The sequence below is a fragment of the Phenylobacterium hankyongense genome (assembly GCF_003254505.1).
Taxonomy (GTDB): Bacteria; Pseudomonadota; Alphaproteobacteria; order Caulobacterales; family Caulobacteraceae; genus Phenylobacterium; species Phenylobacterium hankyongense.
Genome location: NZ_QFYP01000001.1, coordinates 3,362,642 through 3,378,970, shown reverse-complemented (window position 1 = coordinate 3,378,970; position 16,329 = coordinate 3,362,642). Strand labels below are relative to the sequence as shown.

The 16,329-nt window shown below is 70.9% G+C and carries 18 protein-coding genes; 16 read left to right on the top strand and 2 right to left on the bottom strand.

The annotated features are described in order from the left end of the window. Positions 1-55: 55 nt before the first annotated feature. The 10 genes from glyA to DJ021_RS16230 all read left to right on the top strand — a co-directional run bounded on the left by glyA (position 56) and on the right by DJ021_RS16230 (position 8,501). Positions 56-1,351: a serine hydroxymethyltransferase gene (gene glyA, locus DJ021_RS16275; RefSeq protein ID WP_279386495.1), complete on the top strand. Its 1,296-nt coding sequence runs from the start codon at positions 56-58 to the stop codon at positions 1,349-1,351. 31 nt (positions 1,352-1,382) lie between these two features. Next, a complete protein-coding gene (gene nrdR / locus DJ021_RS16270) occupies positions 1,383-1,853 on the top strand; it encodes a transcriptional regulator NrdR (protein WP_111459148.1) in 471 nt (156 codons plus the stop codon). 3 nt (positions 1,854-1,856) lie between these two features. Further along, a complete protein-coding gene (locus DJ021_RS16265) occupies positions 1,857-2,501 on the top strand; it encodes a RibD family protein (RefSeq protein WP_111458538.1) in 645 nt (214 codons plus the stop codon). Further along, entirely contained in the window at positions 2,502-3,092 is a 591-nt protein-coding gene (locus DJ021_RS16260; RefSeq protein ID WP_111458537.1) for a riboflavin synthase, read from the top strand. A 38-nt stretch (positions 3,093-3,130) separates the two neighbouring features. Further along, a complete protein-coding gene (ribH, locus tag DJ021_RS16255) occupies positions 3,131-3,598 on the top strand; it encodes a 6,7-dimethyl-8-ribityllumazine synthase (protein WP_111458536.1) in 468 nt (155 codons plus the stop codon). Further along, positions 3,595-4,044 (top strand): transcription antitermination factor NusB, encoded by a 450-nt coding sequence (nusB, locus tag DJ021_RS16250; protein WP_111458535.1) that lies wholly within the window; start codon positions 3,595-3,597, stop codon positions 4,042-4,044. Before ribH ends, nusB begins: the two co-directional genes overlap by 4 nt. Next, the gene (gene thiL, locus DJ021_RS16245) at positions 4,031-4,969 is read left to right on the top strand and encodes a thiamine-phosphate kinase (RefSeq protein ID WP_111458534.1); all 939 of its coding nucleotides are present in this window, start codon (positions 4,031-4,033) and stop codon (positions 4,967-4,969) included. Before nusB ends, thiL begins: the two co-directional genes overlap by 14 nt. Before the next feature lie 67 nt (positions 4,970-5,036). Then, positions 5,037-6,086 carry a type III polyketide synthase gene (locus DJ021_RS16240; protein WP_111458533.1) on the top strand — a complete coding sequence of 350 codons (1,050 nt, stop codon included), beginning with the start codon at positions 5,037-5,039 and terminating at the stop codon, positions 6,084-6,086. After that, the gene (locus DJ021_RS16235) at positions 6,083-6,592 is read left to right on the top strand and encodes an isoprenylcysteine carboxyl methyltransferase family protein (protein WP_111458532.1); all 510 of its coding nucleotides are present in this window, start codon (positions 6,083-6,085) and stop codon (positions 6,590-6,592) included. The genes DJ021_RS16240 and DJ021_RS16235 overlap by 4 nt, the downstream gene beginning before the upstream one ends. 79 nt (positions 6,593-6,671) lie before the next feature. After that, entirely contained in the window at positions 6,672-8,501 is a 1,830-nt protein-coding gene (locus DJ021_RS16230) for a DEAD/DEAH box helicase (protein WP_111458531.1), read from the top strand. Positions 8,502-8,507: 6 nt separating this feature from the next. On the opposite strand, the gene DJ021_RS16225 is transcribed toward DJ021_RS16230, so the two are convergent. Continuing rightward, entirely contained in the window at positions 8,508-9,452 is a 945-nt protein-coding gene (locus DJ021_RS16225; protein WP_111458530.1) for a retroviral-like aspartic protease family protein, read from the bottom strand. Between the two features lie 84 nt (positions 9,453-9,536). Between DJ021_RS16225 and DJ021_RS16220 the strand changes: the two genes are divergently transcribed. After that, a complete protein-coding gene (locus tag DJ021_RS16220; protein WP_133255042.1) occupies positions 9,537-10,010 on the top strand; it encodes a hypothetical protein in 474 nt (157 codons plus the stop codon). A gap of 183 nt (positions 10,011-10,193) precedes the next feature. Beyond that, on the top strand, positions 10,194-12,320 hold the full coding sequence (locus DJ021_RS16215) for a sodium-translocating pyrophosphatase (protein ID WP_111458528.1): 2,127 nt from the start codon (positions 10,194-10,196) through the stop codon (positions 12,318-12,320). A 76-nt stretch (positions 12,321-12,396) separates the two neighbouring features. Here the strand turns inward: DJ021_RS16215 and DJ021_RS16210 are convergent, their stop codons facing one another. Beyond that, on the bottom strand, positions 12,397-12,897 hold the full coding sequence (locus DJ021_RS16210) for an outer membrane protein assembly factor BamE (protein ID WP_111458527.1): 501 nt from the start codon (positions 12,895-12,897) through the stop codon (positions 12,397-12,399). Positions 12,898-13,004: 107 nt separating this feature from the next. Here DJ021_RS16210 and DJ021_RS16205 point away from each other — a divergent pair, with 107 nt between their 5' ends. From DJ021_RS16205 to DJ021_RS16190, 4 genes are all read left to right on the top strand, one after another. Beyond that, positions 13,005-13,532, top strand: coding sequence for a ubiquinol-cytochrome C chaperone family protein (locus tag DJ021_RS16205; protein WP_111458526.1), 528 nt, complete (start codon positions 13,005-13,007; stop codon positions 13,530-13,532). Beyond that, entirely contained in the window at positions 13,529-14,050 is a 522-nt protein-coding gene (locus tag DJ021_RS16200) for a YceD family protein (protein WP_111458525.1), read from the top strand. The genes DJ021_RS16205 and DJ021_RS16200 overlap by 4 nt, the downstream gene beginning before the upstream one ends. A 175-nt stretch (positions 14,051-14,225) precedes the next feature. Further along, a complete protein-coding gene (gene plsX, locus DJ021_RS16195; protein WP_111458524.1) occupies positions 14,226-15,317 on the top strand; it encodes a phosphate acyltransferase PlsX in 1,092 nt (363 codons plus the stop codon). After that, positions 15,314-16,294 carry a beta-ketoacyl-ACP synthase III gene (locus DJ021_RS16190; protein WP_165837245.1) on the top strand — a complete coding sequence of 327 codons (981 nt, stop codon included), beginning with the start codon at positions 15,314-15,316 and terminating at the stop codon, positions 16,292-16,294. The genes plsX and DJ021_RS16190 overlap by 4 nt, the downstream gene beginning before the upstream one ends. Positions 16,295-16,329: the final 35 nt, after the last annotated feature.

Sequence of the window (16,329 nt, the reverse complement as noted above, 5' to 3'; positions counted from 1 at the left end):
CAGCGCTCTTCGTCGCCCCAACGACTCTCCACGCCCTCACTGAAAGGCTTCGCCCTTGACCCTCCACGTGCAAGCCCAGCCGTCCACCGACGACTTCTTCAACCAGGGCGTCGCCGAGAGCGATCCGGACCTGGCGCAGTTCCTGGCCGGCGAGCTGAAGCGCCAGCAGGACCAGATCGAGCTGATCGCCTCGGAGAACATCGTCTCCCGCGCGGTGCTGCAGGCGCAGGGCTCGGTGCTCACCAACAAGTACGCCGAGGGTTATCCGGGCAAGCGCTACTACGGCGGCTGCGAGGTCGTCGACGAGGCCGAGCGCCTGGCCATCGAGCGCGCCAAGCAGCTGTTCGGCTGCGACTTCGTCAACGTCCAGCCGCACTCCGGCAGCCAGGCGAACCAGGCGGTGTTCATGGCCACCATGTCGCCGGGCGACACCTTCATGGGCATGGACCTGGCGGCCGGCGGGCACTTGACCCACGGCAAGAGCGTCAACCAGTCCGGCAAGTGGTTCCGGCCGGTGGCCTACGGGGTGCGCCAGCAGGACCACATGATCGACTATGATCAGGCCGCCGAGGTCGCCGAGGCCGAGAAGCCCAAGGTGATCATCGCCGGCGGCTCGGCCTATTCGCGCGCCATCGACTTCAAGCGCTTCCGCGAGATCGCCGACAGCGTCGGCGCGGTGCTGATGTGCGACATCGCCCACTACGCCGGCCTGATCGCGGCGGGGGTCTATCCGAACCCGTTCCCGCACGCCCACATCGTCACCACCACCACCCACAAGACCCTGCGCGGCCCGCGCGGCGGCATGGTGATGACCAACGACAAGAAGCTGGCGAAGAAGATCGATTCCGCGGTCTTCCCCGGCCTGCAGGGCGGTCCGCTGATGCACGTGATCGCCGCCAAGGCGGTGGCGTTCGGCGAGGCCCTGCGGCCGGAGTTCAAGCTCTATGCCCGCCAGGTGATCGAGAACGCCCGGGCGCTGGCCGACAGCCTGCAGAGCGCCGGCTTCAAGATCGTCTCCAACGGCACCGACAGCCACCTGATGCTGGTGGACCTGACGCCCAAGGGCGTGAGCGGCGCCGACGCCGAGGTGGCGCTGGAGCGCGCCGGCATCACCACCAACAAGAACGGCATCCCCTTCGACCCGCTGCCGCCGATGCAGACCTCGGGCCTGCGCGTCGGCTCTCCGGCCGGCACCACCCGCGGCTTCGGCCCCGGCGAATTCCGCCAGGTCGGCAAGTGGATCGGCGAGGTGCTGGACGGCGTCGCGGCCGGCGGCGACAACAGCGCCGTCGAGGCCAAGGTGCGCGCCGAAGTCTTGGCCCTCACCAAGCGCTTCCCCATCTACAGCTAATAGCGTTTATTGGCCGCAAAGGGGCTACATGATGCGATGCCCGTTCTGCGGTAGCGAAGAAAGCCAGGTGAAGGATTCCCGCCCGTCCGAGGACGGCGCGGCGATCCGTCGACGGCGGCTGTGCCCGGAGTGCGGCGGCCGCTTCACCACCTTCGAGCGCGTGCAGTTGCGCGAACTGACCATCGTCAAGCGCTCGGGCCGGCGCACCCCGTTCGAGCGCGACAAGCTCGCCCGCTCCATCGCCATCGCCATCCGCAAGCGGCCGATCGAGCCGGAGCGGGTGGAGCGGATGATCTCCGCGATCACCCGCCAGCTGGAGAGCATGGGCGAGACCGAGCTGCCGTCCTCCACCGTCGGCGAGCTGGTCATGCAGCAGCTGAAGGTGCTCGATGACGTGGCCTACGTCCGCTACGCCTCGGTCTACCGCGACTTCCGCGAGACCCAGGACTTCGCCCGCTTCCTGGGCGAGGAAGGGCTGAACGAGATCGAGCCCGGGGTCTAGGCGGTGCCGGTCACCCTGAAGCTGGCCACCTCCCTCGACGGCCGGATCGCCACCGCCCAGGGGGAAAGCCGCTGGATCACCGGCGAGGCGGCGCGCGACGCGGTGCACCGGCTGCGCGCCGAGCACGACGCGGTGGTGGTGGGCGTCGAGACCGCGCTGGCCGACGATCCGGAGCTGACGGTGCGCTCCCCCGGCTACAACGGCCCGCAGCCGGCCCGGGTGGTGCTGGACAGCCGCCAGCGCCTGTCGGCCGAGTGCAAGCTGGTGCGCACCGCGCGCGACATCCCGACCTTCCTGGTCTCGACCACCGAACCTGATCCGGCGCTCGTCGAGGCCGGCGTCCGGGTGCTGCAGGTCCGCGCCGTGGGCGAGGACCGGCCGGAACTGAAGACCGTCGTCGAGACACTGGCCGGCGAGGGCCTGTCGCGGCTGTTCGTGGAGGGCGGCGGGCAGGTGGCCGCCAGCTTCCTTCGCTGCGGCTTGGTGGACGCCCTGGAGTGGTTCCGCGCGTCGATCGTCATCGGCGGCGAAGGCCGGCCCGGCGTCGGCGCCTTGGCCATTGCCGGTCTGGCCGACGCGCCCCATTTCCGGCGCACGGAGGTCCGCGAACTCGGCGACGACCTTTGGGAGCGCTACGAGAGGATCTGAATGTTCACCGGCATCGTCACCGACGTGGGCCGCGTCCGCGCCGTCCGCGACACCAACCGCGACCGCCGCTTCGAGATCGAGACCGGCTTTGACCTCTCGACCATCGACCTCGGCGCCTCGATCAGCAACGCCGGCGTCTGCCTGACGGTCGTCGAGAAGGGCGAGAGCTGGTTCGCGGTGGAGGTGTCCGGCGAGACCCTGTCCCTGACCACCCTGTCCGAGTGGACGCCCGGCCGGCGGGTGAACCTGGAGCGCGCCGCCAGGGTCGGCGACGAGCTCGGCGGCCACATCGTCTCCGGCCACGTGGACGGTCTCGGCGAGGTCGTCTCCGTCGAAGCCGAGGGCGGCTCGCACCGGGTGGTCATCCGCGCGCCCCGGCCGCTGCACCGCTTCATCGCCCCCAAGGGCTCGATCACCGTCGAAGGCGTGTCCCTGACCGTCAACGAGGTGGAGGACGACCTGTTCGGCATAAACCTCATTCCGCACACCTGGGACGTGACCACCCTGGGCGAGCTGAAACCGGGGACGCGGGTGAACCTGGAGATCGATATGCTGGCGCGGTATCTCGCCCGCTGGCGCGAAACGGCCTAAAGGCTTCGCCCGACCTCTCCGAAAGGGCTGCGCTTCCCATGAGCGACGACAAGATCCGCATCCTGATCGTGGAGGCGCGGTTCTATTCCGACCTGGCCGACGAGCTCCTCAAGGGGGCGGCGGACGCGCTCGACGCCTTCGGGGCGGAGTACGACGTCGTCACCGTGCCCGGCGCCCTGGAGATCCCCGGCGCCATCGCGCTGGCGGAGGAGGGCGGCCATCGCCCGGCCGGCGGCGTGCCCTACGACGGCTACGTGGCGCTCGGCACGGTGATCCGCGGCGAGACCTATCATTTCGAGATCGTCTCCAACGAGTCCGCCCGCGGCCTCATGGACCTGACCGTGGGCAAGCGGCTGGCGATCGGCAACGGCGTGCTCACCGTCGAGGACGAGGCCCAGGCCTGGGCGCGGGCCCGGCCGAGCGAGGGCGACAAGGGCGGCGGCGCGGCCCGCGCGGCCCTGACCATGATCGAATTGAAGCAGCAGCTGATGGGCGGCAAGCGATGACCGCTCCGGTCCGCCAGGCGCGTTCGGTGGCCAGGCTCGCCGCCGTGCAGGCGCTCTACCAGATGGAGGTCTCCAGCGCGGGGGCCGAGACGGTGATCCGCGAGTTCAGCGAGCACCGCTTCGACCGCGACGTCGAGGACATGACCCTGGCCGCCGCCGACGAAGCCTTCTTCGCCGACCTGGTGCGCGGCGTGGTGGGCCACCAGGGCGAGGTGGACGCCGCCGTCGCCAAGCGGCTGGCGCAGGGCTGGAAGCTGGAGCGGATCGACGCCACCGTGCGCGCCATCCTGCGGGCCGGCGCCTATGAGCTCGCCCATCGCGACGACGTGCCCACCGAGGTGGTCATCGACGAGTACGTGGAACTCGCCAAATCCTTCTTCGAGGGCCCGGAGCCCGGCTTCGTGAACGGCGCCCTGGACGCTGTGGCGCAGGATGTCCGGAGCTGACGAATTCGGCGAGATCGAACGGCTCTTCCGCCCGCTGACGCGCGGGGCGGCGGGGGCCTTCGACCTGCTGGACGACGCCGCGGTCGTGCCGCAGCGGCCGGGCTTCGACCTGGTGGTCACCAAGGACGCCGTGGTCGAGGGCGTGCATTTCCCGACAGGCGAGCGCCCCGACCTGGTGGCGCGCAAGCTGTTGCGGGTGAACCTCTCCGACCTGGCCGCCAAGGCCGCCGAGCCGTTCGCCGCCTTCCTGGCGGTGGCCTGGCCGACCGGCTTCACGCCTGAACAGCGCGCCGCCTTCGCCGCCGGCCTGGGCGAGGACCTCGACGCGTTCGGCGTCAGCCTGCTGGGCGGCGACACGGTCTCCACGCCCGGCCCGCTCACCGCCAGCCTGACCGCCCTGGGCTGGGTCCCGGAGGGGCGGATGGTGCGCCGGGCGGGTGCACGGCCCGGCGACCTTGTGATGGTCAGCGGGGTCATCGGCGATGGCGTGCTGGGCCTCGCCGCAGCGCTGGGCGAACTGGCCGATCCCGGCGGCCGGCTGCTGCCACGCTACCAGTTGCCGACGCCGCGCCTCGATCTTCGGGACGCCCTGCGCGCCCAGGCCAGCGCCGCCGCCGACGTTTCCGACGGGCTGATCGCCGACGCCGGCCATATCGCCCGCGCCAGCGGCGTGGGCCTGCGGGTCGACCTCGACCGGATGCCGCTCTCCGCGGCGGCCGCGGGCTGGCTGGCGGGCCAGGCCGACCGGGGCGCGGGCCTGGTGAAGCTCGCCACCGGCGGCGACGACTACGAGGTGGTCTGCGCCGCGGCGGCCCCCATCCCCGGCCTGACGGTGATCGGCGAGGTGGTGGCCGGGACGGGCGTCGAGGTGCGCCAGGCAGGCCGGATCGTCGACGCCGGCCTCGGCGGCTGGCGTCACGGCTGAGCGAGAGTTCGGAACCCGCACGCCCCGACCGGGTTGCGGTTCGGCGCAGTCGCGCTCGGAGTTTCCCATGTCCACGCCCGTCGGGCTCATCTCGCTGGCGACGGCGTCGCCGCCGCATGAGCTGCTGCAGACCGAGGTGGCGGAGGTCGCCCGCGCCGTCCTCCAGGACAGGTTCCCGCAGTTCGACCGCATGGCCCCGGTGTTCCAGACGGTCGGCATCCGCACGCGCCAGTCGGCCATGCCGATGGAGTGGTACCTGAAGCCGCGCGGCTGGCCCGAGCGGATGGAAGCCTACACCCGGGTCGCCGTGGAGTTGTTCGAACAGGCCGCCCGGCGGGCGTTGGACGAGGCCGGCCTGACCGGGGCGGAGGTGGACATCATCGTCACCGTCTCCTCGACCGGCATCGCCACGCCAAGCCTGGAGGCGCGCGCCATGGGCCGCATGGGGTTCCGGTCCGACGCCGCGCGGGTCCCGGTGTTCGGCCTGGGCTGCGCCGGCGGGGCGACCGGCCTGGCGCTCGCCGCCCGTCTGGCCGCCGCCGAGCCCGGCAAGCGGGTGCTGTTCGTCTGTGTCGAACTCTGCACCCTGTCATTCCGCATGGACGGGCTTTCCAAGGCCGACATCGTCGCGACCGCCCTGTTCGGCGACGGGGCGGCGGCCTGCGTGCTCCGGGCTGGGGCGGAGGGCTTCGCCGAGGTGGTCGGCGCGGCCGAGCACACTTGGCCGGACACCCTCGACATCATGGGCTGGCGGGTCGATCCCGAGGGGCTGGGCGTGATCTTCGCCCAGGCCATCCCGCCCTTCGCCCGCAAGCACCTGCGGCCGGCCATGGACTCGATGCTGGCGGGGCAGGGCCTCGAGGTCGACGCCGTCGACCGCTTCATCTGCCATCCCGGCGGGGTGAAGGTGATCGAGGCGCTGGAATCCGCGCTCGACCTCGGTCAGGGCGCGCTGGATCACGAGCGCGCCGTGTTGGCCGACCACGGCAACATGTCGGCGCCGACCGTGCTTTATGTGCTGGACCGCGCCCGCCGGGCCGGCCTGCCCAGGCGCTCTGTGCTGGCGGCGCTGGGCCCCGGATTCACGGCCAGCACTGTGACCCTGCGCGCGGCATGACCTTCTCGATCCTGATCCTGGCCCTGGTGACCCTCCAACGCCTCGGAGAGCTGGCGCTGGCGCGGCGCAACACCCGCCGGCTGCTGGCGCGCGGCGCGGTGGAGACCGGGGCGGAGCACTATCCGATCATCGTCGGCTTGCACGCCGCCTGGCTGGCCGGGCTGTGGGCGCTGGCCTGGAACCGGCCCGCCAGCCTGCCGTGGCTGGCGGTCTACATCGTCCTGCAAGGCCTGCGGATATGGGTCCTGGCCTCGCTCCGGGACCGCTGGACCACGCGGATCATCACCCTGCCGGGCGAGCCGCCGGTGCGGCGCGGCCCCTATCGCTTCCTCCCGCATCCAAATTACCTGGTGGTGGCGGGCGAGATCGCCGTCCTGCCGATGGTTTTCGCGCTTCCGGCCTACGCCCTGGTGTTCTCGCTGCTCAACGGTTCGATCCTGTGGGTCCGCATCCGCGCCGAGAACGATGCTTTGCGCGACTCAATGGCCACGAAAGAGGCCGGCTGACGCATGAGACTATTGCTATCCGTCGCGCTGTAGAGTCCTTGGCGCGTCCGCCACACTTGCGGTGGCGCACGAGGATACGATGGACTTTTCAGATACCCACCCGGCGCTGGCCCGCGCCCTGACGGCCCAGGGCTACAAGGCTCCCACTCCGGTTCAGGCCGCGGTGCTCGACGCCGCCCCCGACCGCGACCTGCTGGTTTCCGCCCAGACCGGCTCCGGCAAGACGGTGGCGTTCGGCCTCGCCATGGCCGGCCCCCTGCTGGGGACGGCGGAGCGCTTCGGCCGTCCCAATGCTCCGCTGGCCCTGATCATCGCCCCCACCCGTGAGCTGGCGCTGCAGGTCAGCCGGGAGCTGGACTGGCTCTACGCCGGGGCCGGCGGCCAGATCGTCACCTGCGTCGGCGGGATGGACGCCCGGCGCGAGCAGCGGGCGCTGTCCGCCGGCGCCCACATCGTGGTCGGCACCCCCGGCCGCCTGCGCGACCACCTGGAGCGCGGCAACCTCGACCTCTCCGCCCTGAAGGCGGTCGTCCTCGACGAGGCGGACGAGATGCTCGACCTCGGCTTCCGCGAGGACCTCGAGGAGATCCTCGACGCCACGCCCGCCGAGCGGCGGACGCTGATGTTCTCGGCCACCATCGCCAAGGAGATCGCGACCCTGGCGCGGCGCTACCAGAAGGACGCCCTGCGCATCGATACCCTGCGCCGCGACGAGGCGCACGGGGACATCGAATACCGCGCCATCCGGGTCGCGCCGAACGAGGTCGAGAACGCGGTCGTCAACCTGCTGCGCTACTTCGAGAGCCCCGGCGCGCTGGTGTTCTGCGCCACGCGCGAGCGGGTGCGGCAGCTCTACGGCGCCCTGCGCGAGCGCGGGTTCTCGGCCGTGGCGCTGTCCGGCGAGCTCAGCCAGAAGGAGCGCGCCGACGCCCTGCAGGCCCTGCGCGACGGCCATGCACGGGCCTGCGTGGCCACCGACGTGGCGGCGCGCGGCCTCGACCTGCCCGACCTGGGCCTGGTGATCCACGCCGACCTGCCGGCCAACAAGGCCGGCCTCCTGCACCGCAGCGGCCGCACGGGCCGGGCCGGCAAGAAGGGCGTCTCCGTCCTGGTCACCCCCTACAACAAGCGCCGGATCGTCGAGCGGCTGTTCGACAGCGCCAGCATCGAGGCGGCCTGGTCGGGCCCGCCGTCAGCCGAGGAGATCCGCGCCAAGGACCAGGCGCGGATGCTGGACGACCCGATCCTCACCGAGGCGCCCACCGACGAGGACCTGACGCTCGCCCGCCGCATCCTGGAGGGCCGGTCGCCGGAAGCGGTGGCCGCCGCCCTGATCCGCCTCTATCGCCAGCGGCTGCCGGAGCCGGAGGAGATGTTCGACGACGTCCGCGACCAGCGCGCGCCCGAGCCGCGGCCGCCGGGCAAGCGCTGGGACCCGGTCACCGGCGACGAGGGCGGCGACGCGGCCTGGTTCCGGATGACCATCGGACGGCAGAACAACGCCGATCCGAAGTGGCTGATTCCGCTGATCTGCCGGCTGGGCCACGTCACCAAGAAGGACATCGGCCAGATCCGCATCTTCGACCGCGAGACCAAGTTCGAGATCTCCAAGGAGGCCGAGCCTCGCTTCCGCGAGGCGGTGAAGGCCGCCGCCGAGGGCGACATCCGGATCGAGCCGGCCGGCGCGCCGCCGGTGAAGGGGCAGGGGCCTAGCCCGAGCCGCGGTCCTCGTCCGCCGCCCAGAGGCCCGAACGCCGGCCCGAACGCCGGGCCGCGCGGCCCCGGCGGCCCGCCGCGGGGCCCAGGCGCTCGCCCTGGCCCTCGCCCTGGCCCTGGTCCGGGAGCAGGCCCGCGACCGAAGATCAAGCCGCGCCGGCCGGGCAACGACCAGAAGCCGCCGCGCCGCTGAGCCCGGTCAGGCGATGTCGAACCGCACCTGGGACCTGCCGAAGTCCAGGGCCACCGTGGTGAACTGGGTGAGCAGGTCCATGCCCAGCACGATCGCCGGGGTGTCCTGCAGGCCCCAGAGGTCGAAGACGTGGGAATCGGCGTGCACCACCGGCACGTTGCCCAGGTGCAGGCCGCCCAGGCGCAGGAACGGCAGGTAGAACTGCTCGCCGGTGAAGGCTTCGCCGGCGATGGTCTCCAGGCCCACGCGGACCGGGACGGACGCCCGGCCCTGTCGCCGGTCCGTCTCGGCGAGGGCCTTCCGCAACGGGGTGTTGCAGATGGTCACCTGCGAGCCGGAATCGATCAGCGCGCTGATCCGCTTCCCGCTGAGATCGGCGTCGACGATGGTGAGCTGGCCCATGCGGCGGCGGGCAGGCACCACGATGCGCCCGTCCTGGGAGGTTTCGCTGCGCGAGCGGGTGATCTCCAGGCTCTTGTCCTTGAAGCCGAGCACCAGCCGCTGGCCCTTCAGCCAGTCGACGCCCAGCACGCCCTCGACCTCCGGGCCCTTCATCGGCAGGGAGGGCGCGCGGACGGTGCGGCGGCTGCGGCCGCCCACCAGCAGGCGCGGGATGATCACGCTCGGCCGCGTGCGGACGCCGGCCATGGTGTGGACCCGGGCCGGCGGCCCGGCTTCGAGGCCCAGCCGGTCGGCGAGGCTGCGGGAGATGCAGGAGATGTTGGCCCCGGTGTCGAGCAGGAAGTTGAACGGGCCGCGGTCGTTGATGGTGACCGGCGCCAGCATGTGCTCGAAGCGGTCGCTGGCGGTGTCGAGCTGGATGGGCGGATCGTCGTCGGGGGGCGGCGGCTCGGCTGGCGCGACCTGCGCCCGCGCCAGCCCGCCCGGCAGGAAGCCCACGCCGGCGGCGGCCAACAGGGCTACGGAGGCTTCGCGTCGCGAAACGGACATGGCCCTGGCCTCCACCTGTTTTTGTCGTTGGCGGTAAAATACCACCGTTCGCCGAGGGCGTCACGCAAAGGCGGCGCTTCAACCTTGCGGAAACTCCTCTCGGCGCAACGTCGCCGGATGCTGCGCCGCATCGCTCTCAGCGTCCTCCCGCTCCTCCTGCTCGTCGGCCGGGCCGAGGCGTCGGAAAGCGCGCCGACCAAGGACGTCGGCCAGTACGTGGACATCCAGCCGGTAGGCCTGCCGATCGTGGCCGGCGGCCAGCTGGTGAACTACGTCTTCGTCTACGTGCGCCTGAACCTCACCAGCGGGGCCAACCCCTCGCGTTGGCGGGAGAAGGAGCCGTTCTTCCGAGACGCCCTGGTGCGGGCTGGCCATCGCACGCCGTTCACGCAGCCGGACGACTACCAGAAGATCAACGTCGACAAGCTGACCTCGACCTTGATGACCGAGGCGGTGGCCATCACCGGTCCCGGCGTGATCCGTTCCGTCGTGGTGACGTCCCAGGCCCCGCGGCGGCGCGCGCCGACCCCCAGGCCCGCGCCCGCGCCGCTCCCCTGAGAGACCCGTGGTGCGCGGGACATTGCGTACACCGGCAATCCTTGGCACCTTCGCCGGTCTTAGGCCGGGCCGCCGCTCAAGAGCGTCCCGGAACTGGGGGAAACCAGGGGCTGGGAAACAGCCGGCGGCCGGATAGCGACGGCGGCCGGCCCCCCTCCGCGCAATCGCAAAGGGGCGCTTTTTATGAGTCTTACGCTTACGCTGGTGATCATCGCCGGCCTGCTAGCTGTGCTTTACGGCGCCGTGCAGTCCGCCGCGCTGCTCCGGGCCTCGCCCGGCAATGCGCGCATGCAGGAGATCGCCGCAGCCATCCAGGAAGGGGCGCAAGCCTACCTGCGGCGGCAGTACACCACGATCGCCATCGTCGGCGTCGTCATCCTGATCATCGTCGCCCTGTTGATCGGTCCGCTTGCGGCCCTGGGCTTCGCCATCGGGGCCGTGCTCTCCGGCCTCGCCGGCTTCCTGGGCATGCTGATCTCGGTGCGGGCCAACGTGCGCACCGCGCAGGCGGCGTCGGAAGGCCTGGAGAAGGGCCTCTCGATGGCGTTCCGCTCCGGCGCGGTCACCGGCATGCTGGTGGCGGGCCTGGCCCTGCTGGGCGTGTCCGTCTACTTCACCATCCTCACCTCCGGCCTCGGCTACGATCCGACCAGCCGTGACGTGGTGGACAGCCTCGTGGCGCTGGGCTTCGGGGCCTCGCTGATCTCCATCTTCGCGCGTCTGGGCGGCGGCATCTTCACCAAGGGCGCCGACGTCGGCGGCGACATGGTCGGCAAGGTCGAAGCCGGCATCCCCGAGGACGATCCCCGCAACGCCGCGACCATCGCCGACAACGTGGGCGACAACGTCGGCGACTGCGCCGGCATGGCCGCGGACCTGTTCGAGACCTATGCGGTGACCACCGTCGCCACCATGGTGCTGGCGGCGATCTTCTTCCGCGGCACGGACGTGGTCGGCAATATGATGCTGCTGCCGCTGGCGATCTGCGGCGTCTGCATCCTGACCTCGATCATCGGCACCTTCTTCGTCCGGCTGGGCAAGAGCCGCAACATCATGGGCGCCCTCTACCAGGGCCTCATCGTCACCGGGGTGCTGTCCATCGGCGCCATCTGGTGGGTGACCAACAGGATGGTCCCCGGGGTCGTCACGGTCGGCAACCGCACCTTCGACGGCATGAACCTGTTCTGGTGCGGCGTCGCCGGCCTGGCGGTGACCGCCGCCATCGTGGTGATCACCGAGTTCTACACCGGCACCGGCTATCGTCCGGTGAAGTCGGTGGCCAAGGCCTCGGTCTCGGGCCACGGCACCAACGTCATCCAGGGCCTGGCCATGTCCCTGGAGTCGACGGCGCTTCCGGCGCTGACGATCATCATCGGCATCATCGTCACCTACAACCTGGCGGGCCTGTTCGGGATCGCCATCGCCACCACCTCCATGCTCTCGCTGGCCGGCTTCATCGTCGCGCTGGACGCCTTCGGCCCGGTCACCGACAACGCCGGCGGCATCGCCGAGATGGCCGGCCTGCCAGCCGAGGTGCGGGTCTCCACCGACGCCCTCGACGCGGTGGGCAACACCACCAAGGCGGTGACCAAGGGCTATGCGATCGGTTCGGCGGGCCTCGGCGCGCTGGTGCTGTTCGCCGCCTACACCGAGGACCTGAAATACTTCGCGGCCAACGCCACGCCGGGCTCCTTTTTCGACGGCCTGGGCGCGGTGGCCTTCGACCTCTCCAACCCCTACGTGGTGGTCGGCCTGCTGTTCGGGGGCGGTCTGCCGTTCCTGTTCGGCGGGCTGTCGATGACCGCGGTCGGGCGGGCGGCCGAGGCGGTCGTGGCCGAGGTCCGGCGCCAGTTCCGGGAAAACCCCGGGATCATGACCGGCGAGGTGAAGCCGGAGTACGGCCGCGCCGTCGACATCCTGACCCGGGCGGCGATCCGCGAGATGATCGTGCCCAGCCTCTTGCCGGTGGTTTCGCCGGTGCTGCTGTTCTTCGTCATCAAGGCCATCGCCGGCAAGTCCGACGCCTTCGCCTGCCTCGGCGCCATGCTGATGGGGGTGATCGTCACCGGTCTGTTCGTCGCCATCTCGATGACCTCGGGCGGCGGCGCCTGGGACAACGCCAAGAAGCTGATCGAGGAAGGTCACTTCGGCGGCAAGGGCTCCGACGCGCACAAGGCGGCGGTGACCGGCGACACCGTCGGCGACCCCTACAAGGACACGGCCGGTCCCGCCGTGAACCCGATGATCAAGATCACCAACATCGTCGCCCTGCTGCTGCTGGCGGTGCTGGCGCGCGGGGTGATCCACTGATCGGATCGCCAGGCTGACAAGAAGACGCCCCGGAGAGCGATCTCCGGGGCGTTTTTCGTTGGCGGTCGGTGAGCGGTTAGCGCTGGTCGCCGGGACGGGTGCCCGGCACCCCTTCGTCCTGCGGCGGCAGCATGCTGCCGCGGCCGACGGTGCCGAGCAGCTGCTCGAGCACGGTCATCTCGCGGCCGCGGGTCGGCGTCTCGCGGTTGTTGAAGGCGATCACCTTGCCGTCCTTGAGCGTGTAGTTGTTCACGCTCTCCACCTGCTCGTTGTCCTTGTTGAAGGTGATGGCGGTGACGCTGCGGGCGACCACGTGCGGCCGGCGGAACGCCACCCGCTCCTTGATCTGGTTCATGTAGAACCAGACGTTGGGATCGAAGGTGGAGGTCGCCGAGGGCGAACCCAGCTTGCCGCGCACGGTGGACTTGGTGTCGGTCCCGACCTTCACGTCCTTGGGGTTGGACTCGATCGCCTGGAAGCCGGAATAGGTGGTGATCGGCGCGCACGCGCCCAACCCGGCCAGGGTTGAGGCCAGCAGGCCTGCGGCGATGGCGGCGGAAGCTGCGCGACGAAACATGTGCGGATTAGGACCCGTTCCTGGCTCTGTGGGCTTTGACCTATCGCTCGCCGCCCCTTAGTTCAATGCCGGCTTTAGCCGCGCCTTCTGGCGAAATAGAGGCCACGATGCTCAATCGATTGTTCCGTACGAGGCCCGCGCAGGCGATGGGCCGCGCCCTCTACGCCTCGGCGGTGGAGCAGTCGCGCTCGCCGGCGCTCTACGACGGGTTCGCCGCGCCGGACACGGTGGAGGGCCGATTCGAGATCTACACCCTGCACGTCGTGCTGCTGCTGGATCGCCTGAACGGGCAGGGGCCGCAGGCGCAGGAGACCTCGCAGGCCCTGTACGAGACCTATGTGAAGGCGCTGGACCACGCCCTGCGCGAGATGGGGGTCGGCGACCTGTCCGTGGGCAAGAAGATGCGCCGGCTGGGCGAAGCCTTCTTCGGCCGGGTGAAGTCCTACACCGCCGCCTTCGCCGCCCTGCCGGCCACCGCCGATCTGGAGGCCCTGCTGGCGCGCACCGTCTATGCCGACGCGCCCGAGAGCCGCGCCCCGGCGCTTTCGGCCTATGTCACCGGCCAGCGGGCGCATCTGGCGGCGCGGCCGCTGGAGCAGCTGCTCGAGGGCCAGGTGGATTGGAAAACCCCATGAGCGACGGCTGGCCCAAGCCCGTGAAGCTGCACGAACTCGGCCGTGGCCCCGTGCGGCTGCGCCTCGAGCCCGACGCCGAGGCGCGGGCGCGGATCGCCCGCGAGCTCGACCTGATCGGCCTGCCGGCGCTCAGCGCCGAGCTCACTGTCAACCCGTGGTTCGACGGGGCGGAGATCACCGGCCGCTTCCAGGCCGTGGTCGAGCAGACCTGCTCGGTGTCGCTGGACCCCTTCGAGCAGCCGCTGGCCGGCCAGGTCGAGGTGCGTGTCGTCCCCCGCGGCAGTCCGCATGCGATCAGCGACGAGATGACCGAGGTCGAATTCGATCTGGAATCGCCGGATCCGCCGGACGTCCTGGACATCGACGAGATCGACGTGGGCGCCTATCTGGTCGAGGCCCTGGCGCTGGAGATCGATCCGTTCCCGCGCAAGCCCGGCGTCGAATTCGACTACGCGCCGCCGACGGAGGAGGTCTCGCCGTTTGCGGTCCTCAAGGGCCTGAAGGATTCCAAGCCCTAGCCCAGCTCCGCCACAGTTTGCATTGCCAGGGGCCGGGCGTATCGTCTGCTCGATTCCGGCATGCCGCTTCCAGCCCGCGACAGGTTCGGCGTTGGAGATGGCTTAACTATAAGAACCTACGAGTTTTCGGGTCTCTGAACCGAGGCTCCGGGCCGCCGAAGGACCAAGCGCCGTCTTGACCGAAACTCTGGTGATTTCCATCGACGCCATGGGCGGAGACCACGGGCCGTCCGTGGTGATCCCCGCCGTGGCGCACGCCCTGGCCATCGTCCCGGCCAACGTCCGTTTCCTGCTGCACGGCGACGAGGGCGCGCTCGCCCCGGAGCTGGCGCGGCACAAGGCGGTCCTGCAGCGCGCCGATGTCCGCCACGCCGAGCGCGTGATCGGCATGGACGAGAAGCCCGCCCAGGCGCTTCGCCGCGGCAAGGGCACCTCCATGTGGAACGCCGTGGAGGCGATCCGCGACGGCGAGGCGGTGGCCGCGGTCTCGGCCGGCAACACCGGCGCCCTGATGGCGATCTCCAAGCTGATCCTGCGGATGAGCGCCGATCTCGAGCGCCCGGCCCTGGTCGCCAGCATTCCGCACGAGCGCGGGGTCACCACCTTCCTGGACGTCGGCGCGAACGTCGACTGCGACGCCGAGCGCCTGGTGGAGTTCGCCATCATGGGCGAGGCCTTCCACCGCGCCGCCCACGGCGTGCCCCGGCCCACGGTCGGCCTGCTCAACGTCGGCTCCGAGGAGATGAAGGGCCACGAGGAGGTGCGCGAGGCCCACCGCGTGCTGCGCGAGGGCAAGCTCGACCTCGACTACCGCGGCTTCGTGGAGGGCGACGACATCACCCGCGGGGCGGTGGACGTGATCGTCACCGACGGCTTCACCGGCAACGTGGCGCTGAAGGCCATGGAGGGCGCCGCGCGGTTCATGAGCAACGAGCTGCGCACCGCGCTCACCTCCAGCCTGGGGGCCAGCCTGGGCGCGCTCCTGGCCCGGCCGTCGCTCCGCAAGTTCCGCGACCGCCTGAGCCCGCCGCCGGCCGCGCCGCTGCTCGGTCTCAACGGCATCGTGCTGAAGTGCCATGGCGGGGCCAGCGAGCGCGATTTCGCCCAGGCGCTACGTGTCGCGGTCGATCTGGCGCAAAGCGGCTTCGCGGCGGAGATCGAACGCAATATGAGACGGCTGCCGGCGGCGCTCGCCGACGCCCAACCGGCGCCCGCTGACGGAGCCGCCGCGGCCGATGGAGCCCCCTCGATGGAGTCGCCTAAGTGACCCAGGTCTTGCGTAGCGTGGTGACCGGGGTCGGCGGCTACTTGCCGGATCAGGTCGTGACCAACGACGATCTGGCGAAAATCGTGGACACCTCCGACGCCTGGATCGTCGAGCGCACGGGCATCCGCCAGCGCCACAGGGCCGCCGACGACCAGCCGGTGTCGGACCTGGCCGTGGCCGCCGCCCGCCGCGCGCTGGAGGCCGCCGGGCGCACCCCGGCGGATGTCGACCTGATCGTGGTGGCGACCACCACGGGCGACCTGACCTTCCCGGCCACCGCCACCATCGTGCAGCGCAAGCTCGGCTGCCCGGTGGGCATCGCCTTCGACGTGCAGGCGGTGTGCTCCGGCTTCGTCTACGCCCTGTCGGTGGCCGACGGCTTCGTGGCCCGCAACCGCGCCAAGTGCGCCCTGGTGATCGGGGCGGAGACCATGACGCGGCTGATGGACTGGACCGACCGCGGCACCTGCGTGCTGTTCGGCGACGGCGCCGGCGCGGTCGTGGTGGAGCCGCAGGCAGGCGAGGGGACGACGGCCGACCGCGGCCTCCTGGGCTTCGCCCTGCGGGCGGACGGCACCAAGCAGGACCTGCTCTATGTGGACGGCGGGGTCTCCACCAGCGGCCAGATCGGCCACCTGCGCATGCAGGGCAACCAGGTCTTCCGCCACGCCGTGGTGAACATCTCCGAGGCGATCAACGCCGCGGCGGCCGACGCCGGCATCGACGTGGCCGAGGTCGACTGGTTCATCCCCCACCAGGCCAACCTGCGGATCCTGGAAGGGGTCGCCCGCCGCTGCGGCATCGACGACGCCAAGGTGATCACCACCGTCGCCGACCACGCCAACACCTCGGCCGCCTCGATCCCGCTGGCGCTGAACACCGCGGTCGCTGACGGGCGCATCAAGCCGGGCCAGTTGCTGCTGCTGGAAGCCATGGGCGGCGGACTCACCTGGGGGGCTTGCGTCCTGCGCCTTTAGCAGGCCCCTTAACCCCCTTGCGAAACTGGCCCTTG